The sequence below is a fragment of the Desulfovibrio sp. DV genome (genome assembly GCF_001936595.1).
Classification (GTDB): domain Bacteria; phylum Desulfobacterota; class Desulfovibrionia; order Desulfovibrionales; family Desulfovibrionaceae; genus Solidesulfovibrio.
The window spans coordinates 1-20,422 of sequence record NZ_MLBG01000089.1; the positions used below are offsets into that span (position 1 = coordinate 1).

Genomic DNA, 20,422 nt, shown 5'->3' on the forward strand with positions numbered 1-20,422 from the left:
GCAGGCAAGGCCGCATGGCAGGCTTGACAGGAAACACCGTTGCTCCGGCGGCCGGGAGGGGGTACCCCCCTCCCGGCTCCTCCCCGACAGGGGAAAGTTATTCCGGGGATGCGGCTTGGCGCTTTCCCGGTCCACAGCCGACCGGTTTGCCTGCTACCGTCCATAACCCCTTAAAATACTTCTCCCGCCTAGGGGGTCCGGGGGGGATTATCCCCCCCGGCCGCCGGAGGCTTTCTTTAGCCGGCCGGACGCGCCAGTTCCCGGACGCCGTCCGGACCGGCGACGATGGCCAGGGAGGCCAAGCCGATAAACAGGCCATGGCCGGCGATGCCGGCTCGGGCGTCGAGCACGGCGGCCAGGGCGGCCGGATCGGCCAGGGGGCCGAAGGCGCAATCGAGAATGGCATTGCCGCGCTCGGTGCGCATGGGGTCGCCGTCCGGGCGCAGGCGCAGGGCCGGGTTGCCGCCGATCTCGTTTAAAAAACCCGTGGTCGGGGCCAGGGCAACGGGTGTGACCTCCACCGGCACGGCATGGCGTGTGCCAAGCCGCGGCGACAGCTTGCCCGCATCGGCCACCAGCACGAAACGCCGGGCCGCCTGGGCCACGATTTTTTCATATAAAAGCGCTCCGCCCCCGCCTTTGACGCAGTCCAGATTGCCGTCGATCTCATCCGCTCCGTCTATGCCCAGGTCCAGCACCGGCCAGTCGTCCAGGCTCCCCACCGGCAGCCCGTGCCGCCGCAAGGCCTCGGCCATGAAATGCGCCGCCGGCACGAACACCGTTCCCGCAAGTTCTCCCCGCCGATAACGTTCGGCCAGGGCCGGGACCACGGCCACGGCAGTGGAGCCATGGCCCAGGCCGACAGCCATGCCGGCGGCAACCAGGCTGGCGGCATGGCTGGCGGCAGCCTGTTTGAGCGCCTTGATCTCCATCTGGGTCGCTTCATGCATCGACGCATCCCCTCGCGGCATGGCCGCATGGCGCGGGTCTGTCCCGCCCGGTTTTAACGTGTGCTGTCCTGGCTGTGCTGCCGGCATTTTGCAGACGCAGCCCTGTATGCATATAGGCCGCGTCCGGGGGGAGGGCAATGCGCAATACAGTGGCTGCGGGGGCTTGGTCCGGTTGTCATGGGTCTGTGTGCCGGACTGATATTTTCCAGCCTGCCCGGGGGCTTGTCAGGTAAAACTGTCGAGAGTAAGCAGACTTTTGTTGCAGTCCAAGGTTTGATTTGATAGTATTTATTGTCTAATAATTCTTCTTGAATGCATTCAACGTGTGTCAATTGGGTGGCGTCTTTATTCTTTTGGATATGGAGATTTATTGCATAAGCTAAATAATGCATAACTTGGGATGGAATGGTTTATGAAGAATGGTGCTCTTTATTTTCTGATGTTTTTTTCTGGTCTTCTGGCGCTGTCTGTTTCTGAAATCCGGGCAGACGTGATTACGCTTGACGAGGCCTACGCTGTCGTAGTGAAAGCGCACGAACAGAATATGGCTCTGGAGCAGGGCGCTGCGGACATGCGGCAATCGGGCAGCGCCAATCTGAGCGGGCTGTGGTCTTCCAGCGCCTATCCCGGCCTGCAGGTGCGGCTCGTGGACAAGGGGGGCGTCATGTACGGGTTGGCCAAGGTGCCAAACAGCCAGACCGGGGGAGACCTGTACCATGTCAGGGGCGGCTATTCCGGTACGACGGTCGTCCTGACGCACTACTCCCAGGAGAATTACAAAGTTTTCGTCGGGACCATTTCCGGGAGCGTCCTGTCGGGCAATCTCATGATCTATAATAACGCCATGGTGCAGATCGGCACGGTGACAGGGGTGACGATGACCAAGAGCCCTGCCTCTGGCGAGGCCCTGTCCGGGACGACATTGAACGGCAAATGGAGTTCCACCGTGCTTTCCAAGTCCATTCAGGGCACCATGGCCATGTCCCTGCTGGACGGAGTCGGAGAACAGGTCGGCTACCTGGAAGGAAGCCTGAATGTCCCCACAGGCGGCAGCGGGACAGTGCCCTATCATTTCATAGGCTATTATTTAAATAACGGGGAAGTCTTCCTGTGCAATACTTCGAATGGGGGGGCAACGTTTCGAACCTTGTTGGGCGAGTCCCAGGCAAGCGGCAGCCGGGTTGCGGCGGCGGTGGAAGAGAACACGGTCTATTTTGCCGGCGCACCGGTGAATCTGGGGAAGCTGGTGTTTTCGATTGCACCGCTGGTGCTGCTTGGCGACAACTGAAGGCTCAGGCCGGTTGGCAGGGGTTGCCGGGTGTGGCCGGCGCGGCGGTGGTTCGGGCCGGTCCCTGCCTTGCGGTCCGAGGCGCCCCGGGAGGCCTGCTTTCGATTTTATGACGGTTCGCGTCTTGGCGGGGAGGGCCCGGCAGAGGAATTTTCCCGGTCATGGCAAGGGACTGTTTGCATTTTCACGCAGAAGGGTGTTTAAATTCAGGTGATGCTCTGCAAAGGCGGCCAAATCTCTTGGCCGATCCCATGGGCGGCGTTGCCGCGGCCGGGCATTCCCCGGACGGACCGCCAGGAGCGGCGTGCAGCAGACGCCATCATCAAACGGTCAAACCCCGCTATGAGGCCCGTATGCGACCCGACAATCTCAAAACCCGCATTTTTCTCGATGGAGCCGATCCCGAAGAGACCCGGCAGGTCATGGCTTCCCTGGGCTTCCTCGACGGCCAAACCACCAACCCGAGCCTTTTGGCCAAAAACCCCGAAGCCGAGGCCCATAAGGTTGACGGCAACAAGTTCAGCAGCACGGCCATCTACGATTTTTACAAGACCCTGTGCCAGGAACTGTCGGCCATGCTGCCCAAGGGCTCCATCTCCATCGAAGTGTACGCCGACGCCGGAACCACGGTGGAGGAGATGCTGGCCCAGGCCCGCACGTTCGACACCTGGATACCAAACGCCCATATCAAGCTGCCGACCACGGCCGCCGGCCTGGCCGCCGCTGCCGTGCTTACCGGCGAGGGCCGCCGGGTCAACATGACCCTGGTTTTCAGCCAGGCCCAGGCCGCCGCCGTCTATGCCGCCACCCGCGGAGCCGGGGCGGGCGACGTGTTCCTGTCGCCCTTTATCGGCCGCCTCGATGACCGGGGTGAAAACGGCATGGATCTCATCAAAAACATCCTGGCCATGTACGCCCCAAGCGACGGGCACGTCCAAGTGCTCACCGCCAGCGTGCGCACCATGGAGCATTTCATGTGCGCCCTGGCCCTGGGCAGCGACCTCATCACTGCTCCGGCCAAGGTGCTTCTGGCCTGGGCCGAGGCTGGCAAGCCCCTGCCCGGGAAAAACTACGTCTACAATGCCAAAGGGCTGGCCCCCATTCCCGACGAAGCGCTGTCCCTTGGCAAGTCCTGGCAGGACTATGACATCAGCCACCCGCTCACGGATTCCGGTCTGGTCAAGTTTGCCGCCGATTGGAATTCGCTCATCGACATGACGGCCTGAGCATCGCAGGCACAGCAAAAGACACGGCCCGTCGCGAAAGCGGCGGGCCGTTTGCATTGATCCCTGAAAAGCCTGCAAACAGCGGATGTTGCAACGCCAGGCGGTGGCTTGCCTGCGAAATGGCCGGCTTTGCATTGACAAACACTTGCCTCGGGTCCATTTTTGAAGTGGTAATGCGATGAGATGGGTCTGCCGTCTGGGCGAAGGAGCTGTCATGGTGCAGGCACGCGTTATGATCGTCGAAGACGAAGTGATTACGGCCATGGCCACCGGGGCCATGCTCAAACGGCTTGGCCATGTCGTCCTGGCCGCCGTGGGCACGGGGCAGGCCGCCCTGGACGCGTTTCGCCGCCAGCGCCCCGATATTGTCCTGATGGACATCCGCCTCGACGGCGATCTCGACGGTATTGAGACCGCCAAGATCCTGCGTCGCGACAGCGATGTGCCTGTCGTGTTCGTTTCCGCCTTTGTCGACGACACCACCCGCACCCGGGCTGCCGAGGCCGGGTCCTTCGCCTTCATGCCCAAACCGCTTGACGAATACGAACTGCGGGAAATGCTCGCCAGCCTGTTGCCGGCAGGGGACCATTGACCGGAGCCGGATTTGCCGCCTATGGCCTGGACGGCGATTTCACCGCCGCCTATCTGGCCGCCCGCCGCGTGGCCGATCTGGCCGAGCGCGACCCTGCCGCTGTCGGTCCGGACACCGTGTCCGCCCTGGAAACCCTGCTGACCCGAAACGACCATGCCGGCCAGACCCAGGCCCGCATCCTCTACCGCGATGCTGCCGGGGCGTTGGTGGCGTTGTTGGCCAAGGGACCGCCGGCCCTGGCCGCGGCCTCGCGCCAGGCTCTGACCACGGCCCTGGCCACGCCGGGAAAACCCCGGATGGCCACGGCCGAGGCCGTGGGCGCGCTGCCGTTGGCCGGGCTGGGCGGTCCGGCCGTCGCCATCCCCGAACCCGTGGCCCAGAAGGCGTCCTTTGCCGCACTGCTGGCGTCCGCCGACGCCGTGCCCGGGGCGGCGGTGCGCTCGGCTGGGCGCAGTCTGTATGTGCCAACCGCCCGCCCGGACACCGTGCTGGTGGTCAAACGCCTGCGCTGCGGCGAATCCCCTTTGGGACTGGCCCGGGAGGCAGCCTGGATGGCCCACCTGGCCGAGGTCGCCTTCCCGGCGCCCTGCCATGTGCCGCTCCCGCTCACCGCAGGCGGCGCGCCGCTGTGGGACATCCCCGACGCCCCCTGCCCACAACCCGGCCTTGATCCCCAAGGCCGCTGTCTGGCCTATCTGGCCCGCACCGACTATTTCGCCTATCCCAACACGCCGCCGGACCAGGGCGGCCCGGACGGCGAGGTTTTTGCCGCGACCATGGGCCGGGCGGCCTTGCTCCTTGGCTGGCTGGCCGGCCGGGGGGTGGTGCATGAAGCGGCCATTCCGCTTTTCCACAACCGGGTGCAGCAGGGGCGGCGCGAAGACGGCGGACGCTATGACTGGCGGCTGCCTGGGCGTCTTGACCGCTGGCTTTTTAGCGCCCTGCACCCCAATTTCGGCTTGTCCGGGCTGCGTGATTTCGAGCATTTCGTTTCATTGGGCGACCGGCCGGTGCGGCTCTACCGCCAGATGGGCGACCATCTCCTGAGTCTTTTTCTGGTGGCCGGGAGCTATTTCCGGATGCGCGACCCGGAGCTGGTCGGCCAGGGGCCGGACGGCACGCCGGTCGATGCCCGGCATCTGTTTGACGAGGAGCTACTGGCCCGGGTGGTGGCCGACGTGGTGGCCTGCTACCAGACCGGATTTGTCGGCCAGGCCCCGGCCGTCCCGCCTTTTGACGCACCCGCCCTGGCCCGGCGCATGGTGGAGGAGATGGGCGTTGACCGCCACATGACGGAACTGCTGCGGCTTGACGATCAGGCGGCCATGACCGATGCGGCCTTTCAGGAATTTTTGCTGTCCCGGGGCATGGCCGCCGAGGTCGTGGCCGGGCTGCGCCGGGGCGAGGCCGAGGTGGCCATCGCCACCGGCCCGCATCTGGGGGCCTTTAACAACCGCACCAGCCTGCCTGAACTGGGTGAGGCGACGGCTGCCGCCGTGGCCGCCTGTCTGGCCGCCCGGCACGATCGCGATAGGGAGGGGGAAGGTTGACATGGAAGCGCATCTATGTTTACAAATCGATAGTATTTAATGTAACGATATTATCGTAGATGATAATTTTCCTGTTGAGTCCAGGAGGGTTTCTGTGCCAGAGATTTCTATTGAAGTAATAGTTCTTAATTGGAATCGTTCAAGACTGCTTAAAGTTGCATTAGATTCCATTTTTGCTACATTCCCAGCTGTTAAAAGAATTTCAGTCATCGACAATGCAAGTGAAGATACATCGCGTGACGTTATTGATGGCTATTCAATGTTCTGTCCGCAAATAGAAAAATATTATTACGGTGAAAATTTAGGAGCAGAGCCAATAAATGAAGTTTGGAAAAATGTTTGTTCCGATCTTGTGTTAATATTGGCGAATGACAAGAAATTGCTTCCTGGTTGGGCTGAATATTGTCGGCAAGTTTTTTCGGAGTTTCAGGATTTAGGTCAATTGGCACTGCATCCCCCCGTTCCAGATGACAACGAAGTTTGGATCACTAAACCGTCCGTCCCTGTTAAAAGGAATGGTGCATCCCTGTTTAGAGCGGTCGGGAATACGGGAATGTCAAGTGTCCTTCGTGCGTCTATCATCGGTTCCGGAGTTATAAAATTTGGCAATGTTGCTCCAACATCTGAAGCTCCTGAACTCCGTCTGCCAAATGATGGAATGCTGTCAAAGAGAATAAGTGAGCTTGGGTATTTTAGTGCTTGGAGTAATAAATCGTTTTGTGTAAATATTGGACACACGATAGAGGAGTTTGTGGCAGACTGGGAATATTATAGCAATAATTACAAAGGAAAGCCTGCGCTTGGATTGAGTGGTATGAAAGCCCGCATTGATCAGTTTCATGCACAACCAAAACCTGTCAGGAAAAGTAGGCTCGCCGCATGGTCGATACTGCCAGAAGCTTCTTGTTGCGAGGGTATGGTTCCTCCTGCTCGATCCTGGAGTATGCTTGAAATAGGGACGCCACCGCTAGAAGTGCTCGAATTTATTTACGGTTTTATTCGTCTTGAGAAGCCGGAGAAGGTTTTGATCGTTGGGGGGGCAAGTCGTTATCTCGTTGAGATTGTTGTAGGAGCGTTAAAAGACAATGGGCATGGACATGCCGTTGTCGCTGAAGATGACGAATATTATAAAAATGATATCCATGAGATGGTGGCAAGCTGTGGCTTTGGTAAATTTGTGAGCCAAGTTTCCAGTGACGAGGCGGAGCAGTTGCGTCCGAACGTTGTGCTGCTTTTGGGTTTTCATGAATCATGTAGAAGTTATGTCCATGTGTTAAAAAACGACAGTATAATGCAGGCAAGTCATATATTTGTTGATAGTTCAGTCGTGCTTGTTGATGCTGAGTTGTGTGCTTTATTTTCCAACTACGGATTTACAGCCGTTGACTACAGGGGGCCAAGGTCTTTTCGGCAATTTGCCAAGCCCTTGTAGGTGGTGTTCTCGAGCTGCTTGAATGGCTAGTCGAGGTGGTTTAATTACTGTTTGATTATAATTTGTTGTGTCGTTGGCTACTTCGGATACGGTGGGTTTTGTGGCGGTGTTGAAGTGCACTTTTGTTCGTTTGGATTTAGAGCAGCGGGGTTGGTTGGCGGGTGCCTCTGCTGGGTAATGCGCAAAGGGGAGCGAAGTGGGACATCCTCGGGCAATCTTTGTTCAATTAACAACTGCATGCAATGCCAAGTGTATAAATTGTCCTCACTCCTTTACGTATGGCGCTAAGGGGGCGAATAAAAAAGGATCGATGTCTAGTAAGGTTTGGGATAAAATTCTATTTGATATTAAAGAGATGGAGTTCGGGGGAAACGTCGGCCTTTATTTACAGCATGAGCCGTTGTTGGTGCCGTCTTTGTATGATAAAATAAGCGCAATAAACAGGCAAACGAATGCGCGTGTTGTTGTTTCTACTAATGGATCTCTCTTGAATGATGCAAACAGGAGCGGTTTGATTGCCGCGAAGCCTTTTCGTGTGCATATTAATATAAATTTTGCAGATAAAGTGCAATATGAATACATGACAGGTCTTAGTTTTGAATCGACGATAGCTAATGCTATGAAATTTATAGAAGAAGCAAGGGGCTTGTTCTCGGTCGAAATCAATTGTCCAGTTCTTCCTGGGGTGGATACGCAAAAATTAAAAGATATTTTTCCTGGTGTTCTTGTCTACGATGAGTTTTGGGCCAATTCGAGAGGGGGATTATTGCCCGGTATCAGTAGCAAAAACCATGGGAGTCGGTTTTATCAAGATACATATTGTACACAGCCGACAGTGAATTTCAATATATTGCACGACGGTAGCGTTGTTGTCTGTTGTAATGATTGGGCGCAGGAATCTCGTGGAGTGTTTCCTAATGTATTAGAGAGTAGTATTTATGATATATATAATAGCTTTGCAATGGTTGATGTTCAAGCTGATTTTAAGAATGGAATTTACACCAGATTTCAAATGTGTAGTAAATGCGCGGATGAACTTGGGTTCGATGTTGCCTAATGTCTTTGTTTTCTTTGTAAAATTGTATTGGTTGGTGATTGCGCATGCTCAGTTCAATGCTGTGTATGTAGATCAACTTGAGCATGTGCGCATTCGCTCAAGTTGGTAGCGCATAGTTTAGTCCGGGATGATGACGATGCACAGACCGGGAAGGGCGCTTAAGCGCCCGAGGTCCAGATCGTGGGCCAGGGAGGCCGGCATGAACACCGTCCCGGTAAAGCCCTGTTCCACGGCCTGCCACAGCTGGGCTTCCCGGGCCACCGAGGTGACCTCGCCGGGGCACATGAGAAAGCGCCGGGCCATGCGCCGGCCGCCGTCGGCGGCATAGACCAGACACGGCCGGACATCGTCTTCGCCCGGTCCCTCCAGCAGATTTTTAACCGCCGCCAGCAGGGCTTCGTGGTCCACGGGTTTGACCATGGCCGCATCCGCGCCGCTGGCCTGGCGTTCGCGGCCCGAGGCCACAGTGACCACCATGACCGGGATGTCGCATGTGGCCGGGTCGGTCCGCAGCCGCGCAATGGCTTCGCGGCCGTCCATACCGGGCATGTGCAGGTCCATGGTGATGCAGCCGGGCTGCCAGGCGGCGGCGATGCGCAGGGCCTCAAGGCCGTTTCGGGCCGTGGCCACGGCATAGCCGGCCTCGGCCAGCACGGTCTCCAGGTAGCGGCGCACGGCGTCGTCGTCGTCAACGACCAGGATGCGCCGGCCTTCACCGGCGGCCCCGTCCGGGGTCGGCAGCGTCAGGGGGCAGGAGCAGCCGGTGCCCACCATGGCCAGGGCCGGCAGGGTGAACAGGAACGTGCTGCCCTGGCCCGGGACGCTCTCGGCCCAGATGTGCCCGCCGTGGCGTTCGACGATCTGGCGGCAGATGGGCAGGCCCAGGCCGGTGCCCTTGGGTTTTTCGGTCAGGGTGTCGCCGGCCTGCTTGAATTTTTCAAAAATCCGCTCCAGGTCGGCCGCTGCAATGCCCGGCCCGGTATCGCGCACCGTGACCAGAATATCCTCGCCGCGGCGTTCGGCCGACAGGCGCACGCTGCCGTGTTCGGTGAATTTGACGGCATTGCCGATCAGGTTCAGCAACACCTGGACCAGCCGGTCGCGGTCGCCGAGCACGGCGGGCAGGCCGGCCGGAATGTCGGCAGTCAGGGCCAGGCCCTTGCGCTCGGCCAGGGGGGCGGCGGCCCGCAGCACATGGTCGGCCACGGCGGCCAGGGACACTGTTTCCATATCCCACTCGCACCGGCCGGACTCCATCTTGGCAATGTCGAGCACGTCGTCGACGAGTTCGGTCAGCCGTTCGCCCTCGGCCACGATGATGTCGAGATTTTCCCGGATCTGCCCGACACCGCGCACCAGCCGGGCGTTTTCGGGCGGCAGGGCCGGGGCCACGAGTTCGACGAATTTGCGCCGGATGATCTTGGCAAAGCCCAGCACCGAGGTCAGCGGCGTACGCAGTTCGTGGGAGACGGTGGAGATGAATTCGGTCTTCATCCGGTCCACTTCCTTTTCCACGGTAATGTCGCGCACCAGGATGATCACGGCGGCCCGGTCCTCGCCGGGCAGGGTGAACGAGGTGGCCACAGCCTTGCCTGTGCCGCCGTCGGTCAGCCGGACCTCGTCGTCGGCCATGCCGGCCCCGCTGCGCGAGGCCTTGGCCAGGGCGGCCATGGTTTCGGGAAACACGTCGCCCACGGCCCGGCCGGCCGGGTCGGTCCCTTCGATGCCGAACATGGCCAAAAGGGCCGGGTTGTGCAGGGTGATGCGGCCGGTTTCGTCGACCACGAGCAGGCCGTCGGCCAGATTGTCGATGATGGCCTGGATATGGGCCAGGGAGTCCTTGAGTTCGCTGGTGGTGTCGGCCACGGACTGCTTGAGGTTGGACACGAGCACCGAGAGCTGGCCGGCCATGGAGGTCATGGCCCGGGCCAGGACACCGACCTCGTCATCGCCGGTGGGCGGAGCCGTGGCCGTGAAATCGTGGTCGCGGATCTTGACGGCATACTCGGCCAGGGCGGCCAGGGGCCGGGCGATGCCGCGTATCAGGGCGTAGAAAATGACCACGGCCACGGCGAACATGGCCAGCATGAGCGCTTCCTGGCGGATGACCGCCTCGCGCATGACCCGCCAGATGCCGGCCTTGTCCATGCCAACGCTCACCTGTCCGACCTCGCCGGCCAGGATCGGGGCGGTCACCTGGATATAGTCCCCCCGGTCGGGAATGACGGCATCGTCCACGGACAGCCCCTGCTCGTGGCCGACCGTCACCACCGGGACGCTTTGCGGCATGGCCGGCATGAAGGTATGGGCGGCCACCCGGCCGAGCCGGTCCACCACAAAGACGTAGCCCACGCCGTCGATATGCAGGAATTCGTCGATCATGGCCTGGACCGAGGCGGCGTCGCCGCCGACCAGGGCGTCGGGGCTGGCGGCGGCAATGGCCATGGCAATGGCCCGGCCCTTGGTGACGTATTCGTCGGTCAGGTGGCGGTGGAGCAGCCAGGCCGACAGCAGGGCCGTGGCATTGGCTGACACGCCAAAGACCAGGACGATGGCCAGCAGGGTTTTGCGAAAGATACGGGACACGGCTAGTCCTCGACCGTCGCCATGGTGATGCGCAGGGGCAAAAGCCGGCTTTCGGCGGCGGTGGACAGGTAGACCACATCCAGGGCCTGATGGGTCAGGCCGGTGAGGGACACCGGCCGGCCGATGCCGATATCGATCTGTCCGATGGCAGCAGCCGCCTGGTCGAGGCCGGTGCGGTCGCCGGGATCGGGCATGGCGGCCAGGACGGCCAGCAGGAGCCGGGCGTTTAAGTAGCCTTCAAAGCCAACGGCGCTGCCTTCCCGGGTGGCCTCAGGGTCCCAGCCGCCGGGCGGGGGCAGGCGGCTGCCAAACGCGGCCAGGGCCTGGCGGTAGTCCCGGGCCGCCGGCAGGGTGTCATCGCGCCAGTCCGGGGTGACCTGGGACAAAACGAGGTTGCGTTCCAGGCCAAGGTCCCGGGAGCCGTCCACGGCGGCCAGCTGCCGCAACAGGATGTCGCCGCCGGCAAAGGAGACCACGCCCACCGTGGCGGTCAGGCCGGCCCGGCGCAGGTCGCGGATGATGGCCGTGCAGGCCGGTCCGGCCCCCACGAGAAGAATGGCCTGGGGGTTGCAAGCGGCCAGGACCTTGGCCTGGGGCAGCATGTCCCCGGCAACGGTGGCGGTCCGGGCAAAGGTGGCTTCGCCGCAAAGCGACAAGCCCCGGCGCGAAAGCGCCCGGTGGGCCCCGTCCCAGCCGCTGCGGCCAAAGGCGTCGGCCTGATGGCAGATGGCGATGCGGGTCATGCCCTGGCTGGTGAAATGGTCCACCAGGGCCTCTATTTCCTGGCGGTAGGAGGCGCGCAGATTGTAGGTGTAGCGGACATAGGGCGGCATCCGCGAGGCCTCAAGCCCGGTGACCGGAAAAAACAACCGCGCGCCCTGGTCGGCATAGGCCCGAAGCACCGGCAGCACCCGGCTGACCGTGGGCGTGCCGAGTTGGGAAAAAAGGGCCAGGACCTTGTCGCGGGTGAGGAAGCGGACGGTGTTTTCGATGGCCGGCCCGGGTTCGTAGTCGTCGTTGGCCACCAGGAGTTCCACCGGCCGGTCGTCGGGGCCGATTTGGCGGTTGTGCTGGTCGAAACAGGCCATGGCGCCACGGTAGAGCTCTATGGCCAAGGCCTTGGTCGGCCCGGAAAACCCCGCCGTCATGCCCAGACGGATGGAATTGGCGGGCGTGCCCGCCAACGCGGCACTCCCGCCAGTCAGCAACAGCAGCACCAGGGCGACCCGCCAAGCCAAGCGTAACATCCCCGCCATGATCCCCGCACCCTTTGCGCCAAACGGAAGCGGCGCATGGAATTTCAGAGGTATGGCACCCTAGGCTGTTTTGGAAAATGCGTCAAACCGCCAAGCCGTTGTGTCACGTTCAGAAGTTGGCCTGGCGCGCGGGATTGCGCTTTGGGGCGAGGAGTGTCACACAATCGTCACGCGTCATACATCGCCACGTCAAGGCGACGTGTTCTTTCAGGCTTCGAAAACCTCGAGGTGGTGCATGTCCAAGGATTCCATCCTGATTGTTGAAGACGACGAAGACATTGTCGAACTGCTTGCCTTTAACCTGCAAAGTGCCGGCTTCGCCACGGAAACGGCAAGAGACGGGTACGAGGCCCTGGCCAAGGCCCGCCGCACGCCGCCGGCCGGCATCATCCTCGATCTCATGCTGCCCGGGCTGGACGGTTTCGAGGTGTGCAAGGAACTCAAGCGCGACCCCAAAACCGCTGGCGCGCCGATCATCATGCTGACCGCCCGGGGCGAGGAAGTGGACCGCATCGTTGGCCTGGAACTCGGGGCCGACGACTACGTGGTCAAACCGTTTTCCCCCCGCGAACTGATCCTGCGCCTGCGGGCGGTGCTCAAACGCCATGCCCCGGACCCGGAGAAACGGCAGGTGCTGGCCCGCGACGGCCTGTCCGTCGATCTGGCCGCCCACCGCGTCAGCCTGGACGGCGAGGAAGTGGCCCTGACCGCCACCGAGTTCCGGCTGTTGGCCGAACTGTTCCAGAGCGCCGGGCGGGTGCTCACCCGCGACCGCCTGCTCAATTCCGTCTGGGGCTACGAATTCGAGGGCTACGCCCGCACCGTGGACACCCATATCCGCCGGCTGCGCCAGAAACTCGGCCATTTCTGCGACATGATCGAAACCGTCCGGGGCGTGGGCTACCGGTTCAAGGAGTAGGCCGTGTCCGGTTCCGCCACCCTGGGCCTTCGGGCTGCCGGCGTCTGCGTGGCGGTGACCGCCCTGGCCCTGGCCGTCTCGCAGTTCGTGCCCGAGACCGCCGGCCGCGCCCAGCGTCTGGCCGTCCATGCCGGGGCTCTGGCCCTGGCCGGGGCCGTGTTCTGGTTTTTCACCCGCCGCCTGTCGCGCTCCCTGGCCGAGGTCATTGCCGTGGCCCGGGCCATCGGCAGCGGCGACTACCGTCGCCGGCTGCATCTTTCTCCGGGCGGCGAGTTTGCCGAACTGGCCGAGGCCGTCAACCACATGGCCCGGGGCATCGAAGCCAACATTTCCACCATCACCGACCAGAAAACCCAGCTGCAGGCCATCCTGGACGGGATGCGCGAGGCGGTCCTGGTGCTCGACGCGGCCGGCCGGGTGCGTTCGGCCAACCCGGCCCTGGGGCGCATCGCCCCCACGGTCGGCTCGCCCCTTGGCCGGCGTCCGATCGAGGTGATTGCCAGCCCCGAACTGCAGATGACCTGCGACCGGTTGCTGGCCGACGGGGCCGGGCCGGTCGAAGGCAGCGGGGCCGTGACCCTGGAAACCCAGCTTGGGCCGGGCCGGTTCTACGAGGTGTCGCTGGTGCGCCTGGGCATTGGCGGGACCCCGGCCGAGGCCGGGGTGGTCATGGTGTTCCACGACGTCTCGGAAACCCGCCAGCTGTCCCGGGTGCGCCGGGATTTTGCCGCCAACGTCACCCACGAGTTGCGCACGCCCCTGACCTCGATCAAGGGCTACGCCGAGACGGTCCTGGCTGCCGCGCCGGAACTGGCCCCGGAAAAGCGCCGGTTCCTGGACGTGATTCTTAAAAACGCCAATCACATGTCCAAGATGGTGGACGACATTTTAAATCTGGCCCGGATGGAAGACGGGCAGGGGGCCTCCCCCGACGCCCGGGCCGAGGCCGGGGCCGCCCTGGCCGACGCCATCCGGGAATGCGAACCCCAGGGCCAGGCCCGCCGGCTTGTTCTCGACCGGCAACTGCCCGAGGGCGGCGTGGCCGTGGCCTGCGACAGCGGCCAGCTCACCCAGGTCTGGCGCAATCTCCTGGAAAACGCCATCCGCTTCGGCCCCGAGGGCTCGCGCATCGCCATGACCGCCGAAACCGATCCCGTCCGGGGCGTGGCCACCTTTGCCGTGCTCGACCAGGGGCCGGGCATCCCGCCCGAGGAGCGCCAGCGCGTCTTTGAACGCTTCTACCGGGTGGAGCGGCATCGCTCCAAAACGCCCGGCAGCACAGGGCTTGGCCTGGCCATCGTCAAGCATATCGTGGAGCGCCACGGCGGCCGGGTCTGGGTCGAACGCGGCCGGGGCGAAATGAGCGGCGCGGCTTTCCATTTTTCCCTGCCGCTGGCCCGCACGGCCGATCCGGCCGCGCCCGTGGCCGAGACGGCAACCGAGGCCCGCCTCGCAACGCCCGCGCAATCGTCATGAAACGTCCACGCCGGAGAGGCATCGTGTCCTGCGACGGCACAGTCTGCCGCACCGTCCGCCAACGCGGCAGCACAAGAGGAAAAGTCCCATGTCCGACACCGTGAAAATGGTCGCCCGCACCCTCAATTTCTATTACGGCCGCTTCAAGGCGCTGCAAGACATCAACCTGACCATCTTCCAGAATCAGGTGACGGCCCTGATCGGTCCCTCGGGCTGCGGCAAATCCACCTTCCTGCGCTGCCTCAACCGCATGAACGACCTCATTCCCGGCACCCGGGTCGAGGGCGAACTGCTGCTCGACAGCCAGGACATCTACGCCCCGAGCCTGGATGTGGTGGAACTGCGCCGCCGGGTGGGCATGGTCTTCCAGAAGCCCAACCCCTTCCCCAAGACCATTTTCGAGAACGTGGCCTATGGCCTGCGGGTGGGCGGGGCGCGCGACAACACCTTTATTTCCCAGCAGGTGGAAAAAAGCCTCAAGGGCGCAGCCCTGTTTGACGAGGTCAAAGACCGCCTCCACGACTCGGCCCTGGGCCTGTCCGGCGGCCAGCAGCAGCGCCTGTGCATCGCCCGGGCCCTGGCCATCGAACCCGATGTCCTGCTCATGGACGAACCGGCCTCGGCCCTGGACCCCATCGCCACCCAGAAGATCGAGGAACTCATCCACGAACTCAAAAAACGCTTTACCATCATCATCGTCACCCACTCAATGCAGCAGGCCGCCCGCGTCTCCGACCGCACCGCCTTTTTCTACATGGGCCGCCTCATTGAAGAGGACGCCACGGAAACGATCTTTACCCGGCCGGCCCAGAAACAGACCGAGGACTACATCACCGGCCGATTCGGTTGATATCCGGGACAGGCGGGACAGGGGGGCGGCAAGGCGATGTGCCTGCCGCCCCCCTTTGATTTCCTGCCAAAATTGGGTACACCGTGAAGTCTCTTGCCCGGGAGACGGGTTGTTGTTTTTTTGCCGCCCCCGTGCCGCATCTCCAACAAAGGACGCACCGGCATGCGGTTTCCGCTCTTTCCCGCCAAAATCGGCCTGGCCATCTGTCTGCCGGCCATCGCCGCTTTGCTGCTCGGTCTTTTTGCCGTTTCCCGCCTCGACGGGCTGGCCGGACGTTCCCGCTCCCTGGAAACGGCCCGCCTGCCCCGGGCCGATCTGGCCGTATCCGTGGAACGCCGGCTGCTCCTGGCCGCCCAGGCCATCCGGGGCTATGCCCTGTCCGGCGAACGCGACGCCCTGGAACGGGCCAAGAAGGAACTGGTCCAGGCCGCCGACGCCCTGCACGCCGCCAAGGAGGCCGCCTCCCGGCCGGGCATGGAGGGCCTGGCCGCCGAGGCCCAGAAAATCGGGTTTTTTCTCGACAGCTACAAAAAAGCGGCTGAATCCGCCGTGGCCGCCAATGACCGGGTGAGCCAGGCCCGCACCGCCCTGACTGCGGCCCAGGACGCTTATACCGCGGCCGTGGCCGGCTACATCGAACTCAAGACCGCCCAGTGGGACAAGGAACTGGCCGCCAAATATCCCCAGCCCGAACCGCTGCGGCTCTACGCCAAGCGGCTCAAAACCGCCCAGGCCGCCCAGGACGCCGGGCGGGACGTGCGGCTGGCCGCCGAGAGCGCCAAGGCCGAACGCGACCCCGCGCGCCTGTCCCAGGCCCTGGCCCGCTACGACGAGGCCGAAGCAGCCTTGCGCGACATCAAGGCCGGCAGCGACGACGAGACCAAGCGGCTGGCCCCGGTATTCGCCGCCCTGGCCGCCTGCCGGCAGGCTGCCGCTGCCTTGCTGTCGGACTGGGAAGCCCTGCGGGCCACCGGCCGCCAGATCGTCGAGGCCGAACGGGCCGCCCTGGCCGCCGGCACGGAACTTGGCGGCGCGACCCTGGCCGAGGCTGCTGCCGACGCCTCGGGGCTGGCCGATTCCCTGAACAGTTCCCGGCTGCTGCTGACTGGGGCGGCCTGGGGCCTTTTCGTCCTTGGCGTCGTTTTCGCCGTGGCCATGGCCCTGTTGCTCGGCGGCCCGGTGCGGCGCTGCGCCTTTTTCGCCCGCGACCTGAGCGTCGGGCGCATGACCGGGACGCTGCCCGTGGCCGGCCACGACGAGGTGGCCGCCCTGGCCGCAAGCCTCATGGAAATGGCCCGGCGCATCGGCAAGCGTCTGGCCCGGTAGGGCGGCGGTTCCATGCGCCGCCGCATCCTCTGGCTGGCCGTTTCGGCCCTGCTTCTGGCTGTCACCCCGTCCCTGGCGGCCAAGGTCCCGGAATTTCGCGGCCTGGTCTTTGGCACGGCCCTGGCCGACATTCCCGGCCTCACCCCGGAGGCGAAGGCCGGGGACGTGGCTTTTTATCGCCGCGAGGCCGAAAAGCCGGTGCTTGGCGACGACTGCGCCACGACCGTGCGCTACGGCTTTTCCCGGGGGATGTTTTTTTCCGTGCGCATGACCCTGTCCGGCTGCCAGGGGCTGGCCCCGCTCATTGCCGCCTACGAGGCCAAGTACGGGACCCCGGCCCGGGAAGGGGCTCCGGGCGTGATCCGTCTGGTGTGGCGCCAGCCGACGCTCACCATCAGCCTGTCCCACTTCGCCCGGGAAGGGACCACCGAAGTGGATTACGTCTATCTGCCCCAACTCAGCCACGACGAGCGCGAAACCTGGCAAAGCACCGAGGACATCCGCGCCCGGGGGCCCATCGGCTTTCGCGGCATCCGCTTCGGCCGTGAACTGGCCAGCCTGCCGGATATGGCCGAGGCCTACCGCGAAGGGGCCGCCGTCTACTATCGCCGCGGCAACGAACGCCTGGAACTGGGCGAAACCCGCTTGGGCGACATCCTCTACGGCTTTTACCAGGGGAAATTCTTCGCCGTCCTCATGCGGGCCGAGGCCACGGCCGATTTCGATTCCCTGCGCCAGGCGTACGTCGCCAAATACGGGCCGCCCCGGGCCATCCCCGCCACCCTGGAAGAGGAACTCGTCTGGAGCTGGCCCGCCGCCCAGATCGCCCTGTCCCGGGATACCGCCGCCGGCGGGCTGGGCATCCGCTACGCCGACGCGGCCCTCCTGGCCAAGGTCGTGGCCGCCGAGGTGGCTACCGGCGCGCCGCCGTCGCTCTCAGGGGGCCTTCGCATCTTCTCCAAGGGCGATCCGCCGCGCTCCTTTCGCGGGGCCGCCTTCGGTTCCCCGGAAGGAGCCCTGCCGGCCGGCGAATACCTGTTCGGCCACCGGGGCCGGCGCTATTTCCGCCGGGCCGATGAACGCCTCACCCTGGGCGACATCCCGCTTGTCAGCGTGGTCTACGCCTACGACGGCGGCAAGCTGGCCGGCGTGGCCCTGACCATCGCCCCGGTCGGCAATGACCCAAGCGCCGACTATGCCCGGGTGCTTGACGCCTACACCGCCAAATACGGACCATCCGTGGTGCGCCCGGACGAGGCCGGCAACCGGATGCACCTGTGGTCCTGGCCCGGCCTGTCCCTGGCCCTGGTGCGCCCGGTCCAGGGACCCATGGAGGTCCACTACGTCGATGCCTCGCTGTTGCGCCGCCGGGAAGCCGCCCTGGCCGAGCGCGCCCTCGAGGCCCTGGACCACAAGATTTTCATCCCCCCCGACGCCGGGGAAAACCGCATTGAACGCACGACCGGACAGGAGTGACAGCATGGACCGCGCCCTTTGCATCCACGGCCATTTTTACCAGCCGCCCCGCGAAGACCCCTGGCTCGGCCGCATCCTGCCCGAAGGCAGCGCCGCCCCGAGCATCCACTGGAACGAACGCATCTGCCGCGAATCCTACGCGCCGCTGGCCCGGGCCAGACGCCAGGACGGCCAGGGCCGCATCGTCGAACTCGTCAATTGCTACAGCCTCATGAGCTTTAACGCCGGCCCCACGCTCATGTCCTGGATGGCCCGCTCCGCCCCGGACACCTACGCCCGCATCCTCGAAGCCGACCGCGCCAGCCTGGCCCGCCTGGGCCACGGCAACGCCCTGGCCCAGATCTACCACCACGTCATCATGCCCCTGGCCACGGCCCGCGACAAAACCCTCGAAGTCTCCTGGGCTGTCGACGACTTCACTGCCCGCTTCGGCCGCGCCCCCGAAGGCATGTGGCTGTCCGAAACCGCCGTCGATACCCCGACCCTGGAAGCCCTGGCCGACGCCGGCATCCTCTTTACCATCCTGGCCCCGTCCCAGGCCATCGCCGTCAGCGACGACGCCAGAAACTGGCGCAACGTGGACGCCGGCTCCCTGGACATCCGCCAGCCCTACGCCGTCCATCTGCCGTCCGGACGCACCATCGCCGTCTTTTTCTACCACGGCCCCCTGTCCCAGGCCGTGGCCTTCGACCATCTGCTGGCCGACGGCGGACAGTTTTTCACCCGCCTCTCCGGCGCGGCCGGCCAGGGCCTGCTCTCCCTGGCCACTGACGGCGAAACCTACGGCCACCACTTCAAATTCGGGGAAATGGCCCTGGCCTATGTCCTCGATCAGGCCCGGTCCGGCCGCGACGGCCTGACCCTGACCAATTACGCCGCCTATCTGGCCGCCAATCCGCCCCGCAAATACGTGCGCATCCGCGAAGCCTCGGCCTGGAGCTGCGCCCACGGCATCGAACGCTGGCGCTCGGACTGCGGCTGCACCGCCGGCGACCACGCCGGCAGCTACAACCAACGCTGGCGCGCCCCCCTGCGAAACGCCCTGGACCTTCTCAAGTCCCGCCTGGACGCCCACTACGACGCCACCGCCGCGCCCCTTTTCAACGATGCCGAAAAGGCCCTGAAAGCTTATGGCGGCGTCCTGGCCGGCACCGTCACCACCGAGGCCTTTGAACACGCCCACATAAATCCCAAAGCAAGCCCGGCCGGACGCGGCACGGCCTGGAAACTCCTGTCCATGCAGGCCTGGGGCCTGGCCTCGTTCGCCAGTTGCGCCTGGTTTTTTGACGAGATTTCCCGCCTGGAACCCGTCAACGCCCTGACCTTTGCCCTGCGCGCCGCCGAACTGGCCCGCACCACCGGCATGGCCGACCCCGAACCCGAAGTCACCGCCATCCTGGCCCAGGCAGTCTCCAACGAACCGGCCATGGGCACCGGCCGCGACATCTGGGACAACCTCGCCAAACCCCGGCGTGAAACCCCCAAATCCCTCATCACCCAGGCCCTTGTGACCCTGGCCCTGGAAGACCGGCTCCCGGCCGGCGGCCACGACGCCACCGTCTTCTGGCCCGGCGTGGACGTCACCATCCGCCTCGAAGACGCCACCGGCGAAACCACCAGCGGCACAGCCTCCATCCTCTACCGCCTGGAAACCGCCGCCGATACCTTCGCCCTGACCTATACAACTCCGAAAGCCGCCGCCGACCCCTTCCAGGGCTGCGCCAGCATCCAGCCCGCCACAGGCGGCCCGGAAGAAGGCTTCTGCTTCCAAAGCGTCGGGTTGCCCGTCAACAAACGCCAGGCCCTGGCCGACGCCTTCACCCGCTACGCCGAGGCCGCCTTCTTCGCCAACAACCTGACCCAGGCCGCCATCGCCCGGTCCCTGGTCACCGAACGCCAGGAAGCCCAAAATACCATCAACCTCGCGCCACTCCTCCTGCCTTTATGGCCGGGACTCATCTGGCACGAAGTCTTCGATCTGCCGCTGCCCGAAAAACGCCGCGAACTCCTGCACCTGTTCCTTAAAAATACCGGCCACGACTCCCCGGTCAAAGCTGCCCTGGAAGCCCGTCTGGCCGCCGAAACCGCCCGGCTCATCAGCCGCCCGGACCCCGACTGGCAACTGCTCGCCCGCCTCATCAAGCACGCCGCCGACCTCGACCTGCACCCCGACTGGTGGGCCGCCCAGAACGCCCTGTGGGAACGCCGGCCGTTTGTCGGGAGTGCCCGCGACCTGGCTGCGGCGCTCGGGTTTGCGGTGTAGGTGTAGGTGGGAGGGTGTAGGTAGGGAGGTAGGGAGGGAGAAAGACGGAAGAGAATCGGGGCTTTGCCCCGAACCCCACCGGGGGGATGATCCCCCCGGACCCCTGCGATGGGGGTGGGTGGGTGTGGTGCGTGAGGGCGTGAGAGAATGGGGGTTGGGATTTGGCTGGCGGTTC

The 20,422-nt window shown here is 63.8% G+C and carries 15 protein-coding genes; 12 read left to right on the forward strand and 3 right to left on the reverse strand.

Going from position 1 to position 20,422, the window contains the following annotated elements:
- Positions 1-236: 236 nt before the first annotated feature.
- Positions 237-950 (reverse strand): ribose-5-phosphate isomerase RpiA, encoded by a 714-nt coding sequence (gene rpiA / locus DVDV_RS16540; RefSeq protein ID WP_075355733.1) that lies wholly within the window; start codon positions 948-950, stop codon positions 237-239.
- Between the two features lie 412 nt (positions 951-1,362).
- Between rpiA and DVDV_RS16545 the strand changes: the two genes are divergently transcribed.
- From DVDV_RS16545 to DVDV_RS16565, 6 genes are all read left to right on the forward strand, one after another.
- The gene (locus DVDV_RS16545; RefSeq protein ID WP_075355734.1) at positions 1,363-2,238 is read left to right on the forward strand and encodes a hypothetical protein; all 876 of its coding nucleotides are present in this window, start codon (positions 1,363-1,365) and stop codon (positions 2,236-2,238) included.
- A gap of 353 nt (positions 2,239-2,591) precedes the next feature.
- Entirely contained in the window at positions 2,592-3,464 is an 873-nt protein-coding gene (locus DVDV_RS16550) for a transaldolase family protein (protein ID WP_075355735.1), read from the forward strand.
- 214 nt (positions 3,465-3,678) lie between these two features.
- Positions 3,679-4,056 (forward strand): response regulator, encoded by a 378-nt coding sequence (locus DVDV_RS16555; RefSeq protein ID WP_075355736.1) that lies wholly within the window; start codon positions 3,679-3,681, stop codon positions 4,054-4,056.
- Positions 4,053-5,606 carry a SidJ-related pseudokinase gene (locus DVDV_RS16560; RefSeq protein ID WP_075355737.1) on the forward strand — a complete coding sequence of 518 codons (1,554 nt, stop codon included), beginning with the start codon at positions 4,053-4,055 and terminating at the stop codon, positions 5,604-5,606. Before DVDV_RS16555 ends, DVDV_RS16560 begins: the two co-directional genes overlap by 4 nt.
- A gap of 94 nt (positions 5,607-5,700) precedes the next feature.
- Entirely contained in the window at positions 5,701-7,038 is a 1,338-nt protein-coding gene (locus tag DVDV_RS22430) for a glycosyltransferase (protein ID WP_175577120.1), read from the forward strand.
- Between the two features lie 196 nt (positions 7,039-7,234).
- Positions 7,235-8,095 carry a radical SAM/SPASM domain-containing protein gene (locus DVDV_RS16565; protein ID WP_075355738.1) on the forward strand — a complete coding sequence of 287 codons (861 nt, stop codon included), beginning with the start codon at positions 7,235-7,237 and terminating at the stop codon, positions 8,093-8,095.
- A gap of 117 nt (positions 8,096-8,212) precedes the next feature.
- On the opposite strand, the gene DVDV_RS16570 is transcribed toward DVDV_RS16565, so the two are convergent.
- Both DVDV_RS16570 and DVDV_RS16575 read right to left on the reverse strand, forming a co-directional pair.
- The gene (locus DVDV_RS16570) at positions 8,213-10,681 is read right to left on the reverse strand and encodes an ATP-binding protein (RefSeq protein WP_075355739.1); all 2,469 of its coding nucleotides are present in this window, start codon (positions 10,679-10,681) and stop codon (positions 8,213-8,215) included.
- 2 nt (positions 10,682-10,683) lie between these two features.
- Positions 10,684-11,928 carry an ABC transporter substrate-binding protein gene (locus tag DVDV_RS16575; protein WP_254845419.1) on the reverse strand — a complete coding sequence of 415 codons (1,245 nt, stop codon included), beginning with the start codon at positions 11,926-11,928 and terminating at the stop codon, positions 10,684-10,686.
- Positions 11,929-12,172: 244 nt separating this feature from the next.
- Between DVDV_RS16575 and DVDV_RS16580 the strand changes: the two genes are divergently transcribed.
- From DVDV_RS16580 to DVDV_RS16605, 6 genes are all read left to right on the forward strand, one after another.
- Positions 12,173-12,856: a response regulator gene (locus DVDV_RS16580; protein WP_075355741.1), complete on the forward strand. Its 684-nt coding sequence runs from the start codon at positions 12,173-12,175 to the stop codon at positions 12,854-12,856.
- Positions 12,857-12,859: 3 nt separating this feature from the next.
- Positions 12,860-14,332, forward strand: coding sequence for a HAMP domain-containing sensor histidine kinase (locus DVDV_RS16585; RefSeq protein WP_075355742.1), 1,473 nt, complete (start codon positions 12,860-12,862; stop codon positions 14,330-14,332).
- An 88-nt stretch (positions 14,333-14,420) separates the two neighbouring features.
- On the forward strand, positions 14,421-15,182 hold the full coding sequence (pstB, locus tag DVDV_RS16590; RefSeq protein ID WP_075355743.1) for a phosphate ABC transporter ATP-binding protein PstB: 762 nt from the start codon (positions 14,421-14,423) through the stop codon (positions 15,180-15,182).
- Positions 15,183-15,344: 162 nt separating this feature from the next.
- Positions 15,345-16,508 (forward strand): HAMP domain-containing protein, encoded by a 1,164-nt coding sequence (locus tag DVDV_RS16595; RefSeq protein ID WP_075355744.1) that lies wholly within the window; start codon positions 15,345-15,347, stop codon positions 16,506-16,508.
- Positions 16,509-16,520: 12 nt separating this feature from the next.
- A complete protein-coding gene (locus DVDV_RS16600; RefSeq protein WP_075355745.1) occupies positions 16,521-17,984 on the forward strand; it encodes a hypothetical protein in 1,464 nt (487 codons plus the stop codon).
- A 4-nt stretch (positions 17,985-17,988) separates the two neighbouring features.
- Positions 17,989-20,247, forward strand: coding sequence for a DUF3536 domain-containing protein (locus tag DVDV_RS16605; RefSeq protein ID WP_075355746.1), 2,259 nt, complete (start codon positions 17,989-17,991; stop codon positions 20,245-20,247).
- The last annotated feature ends 175 nt before the right edge of the window (positions 20,248-20,422 follow it).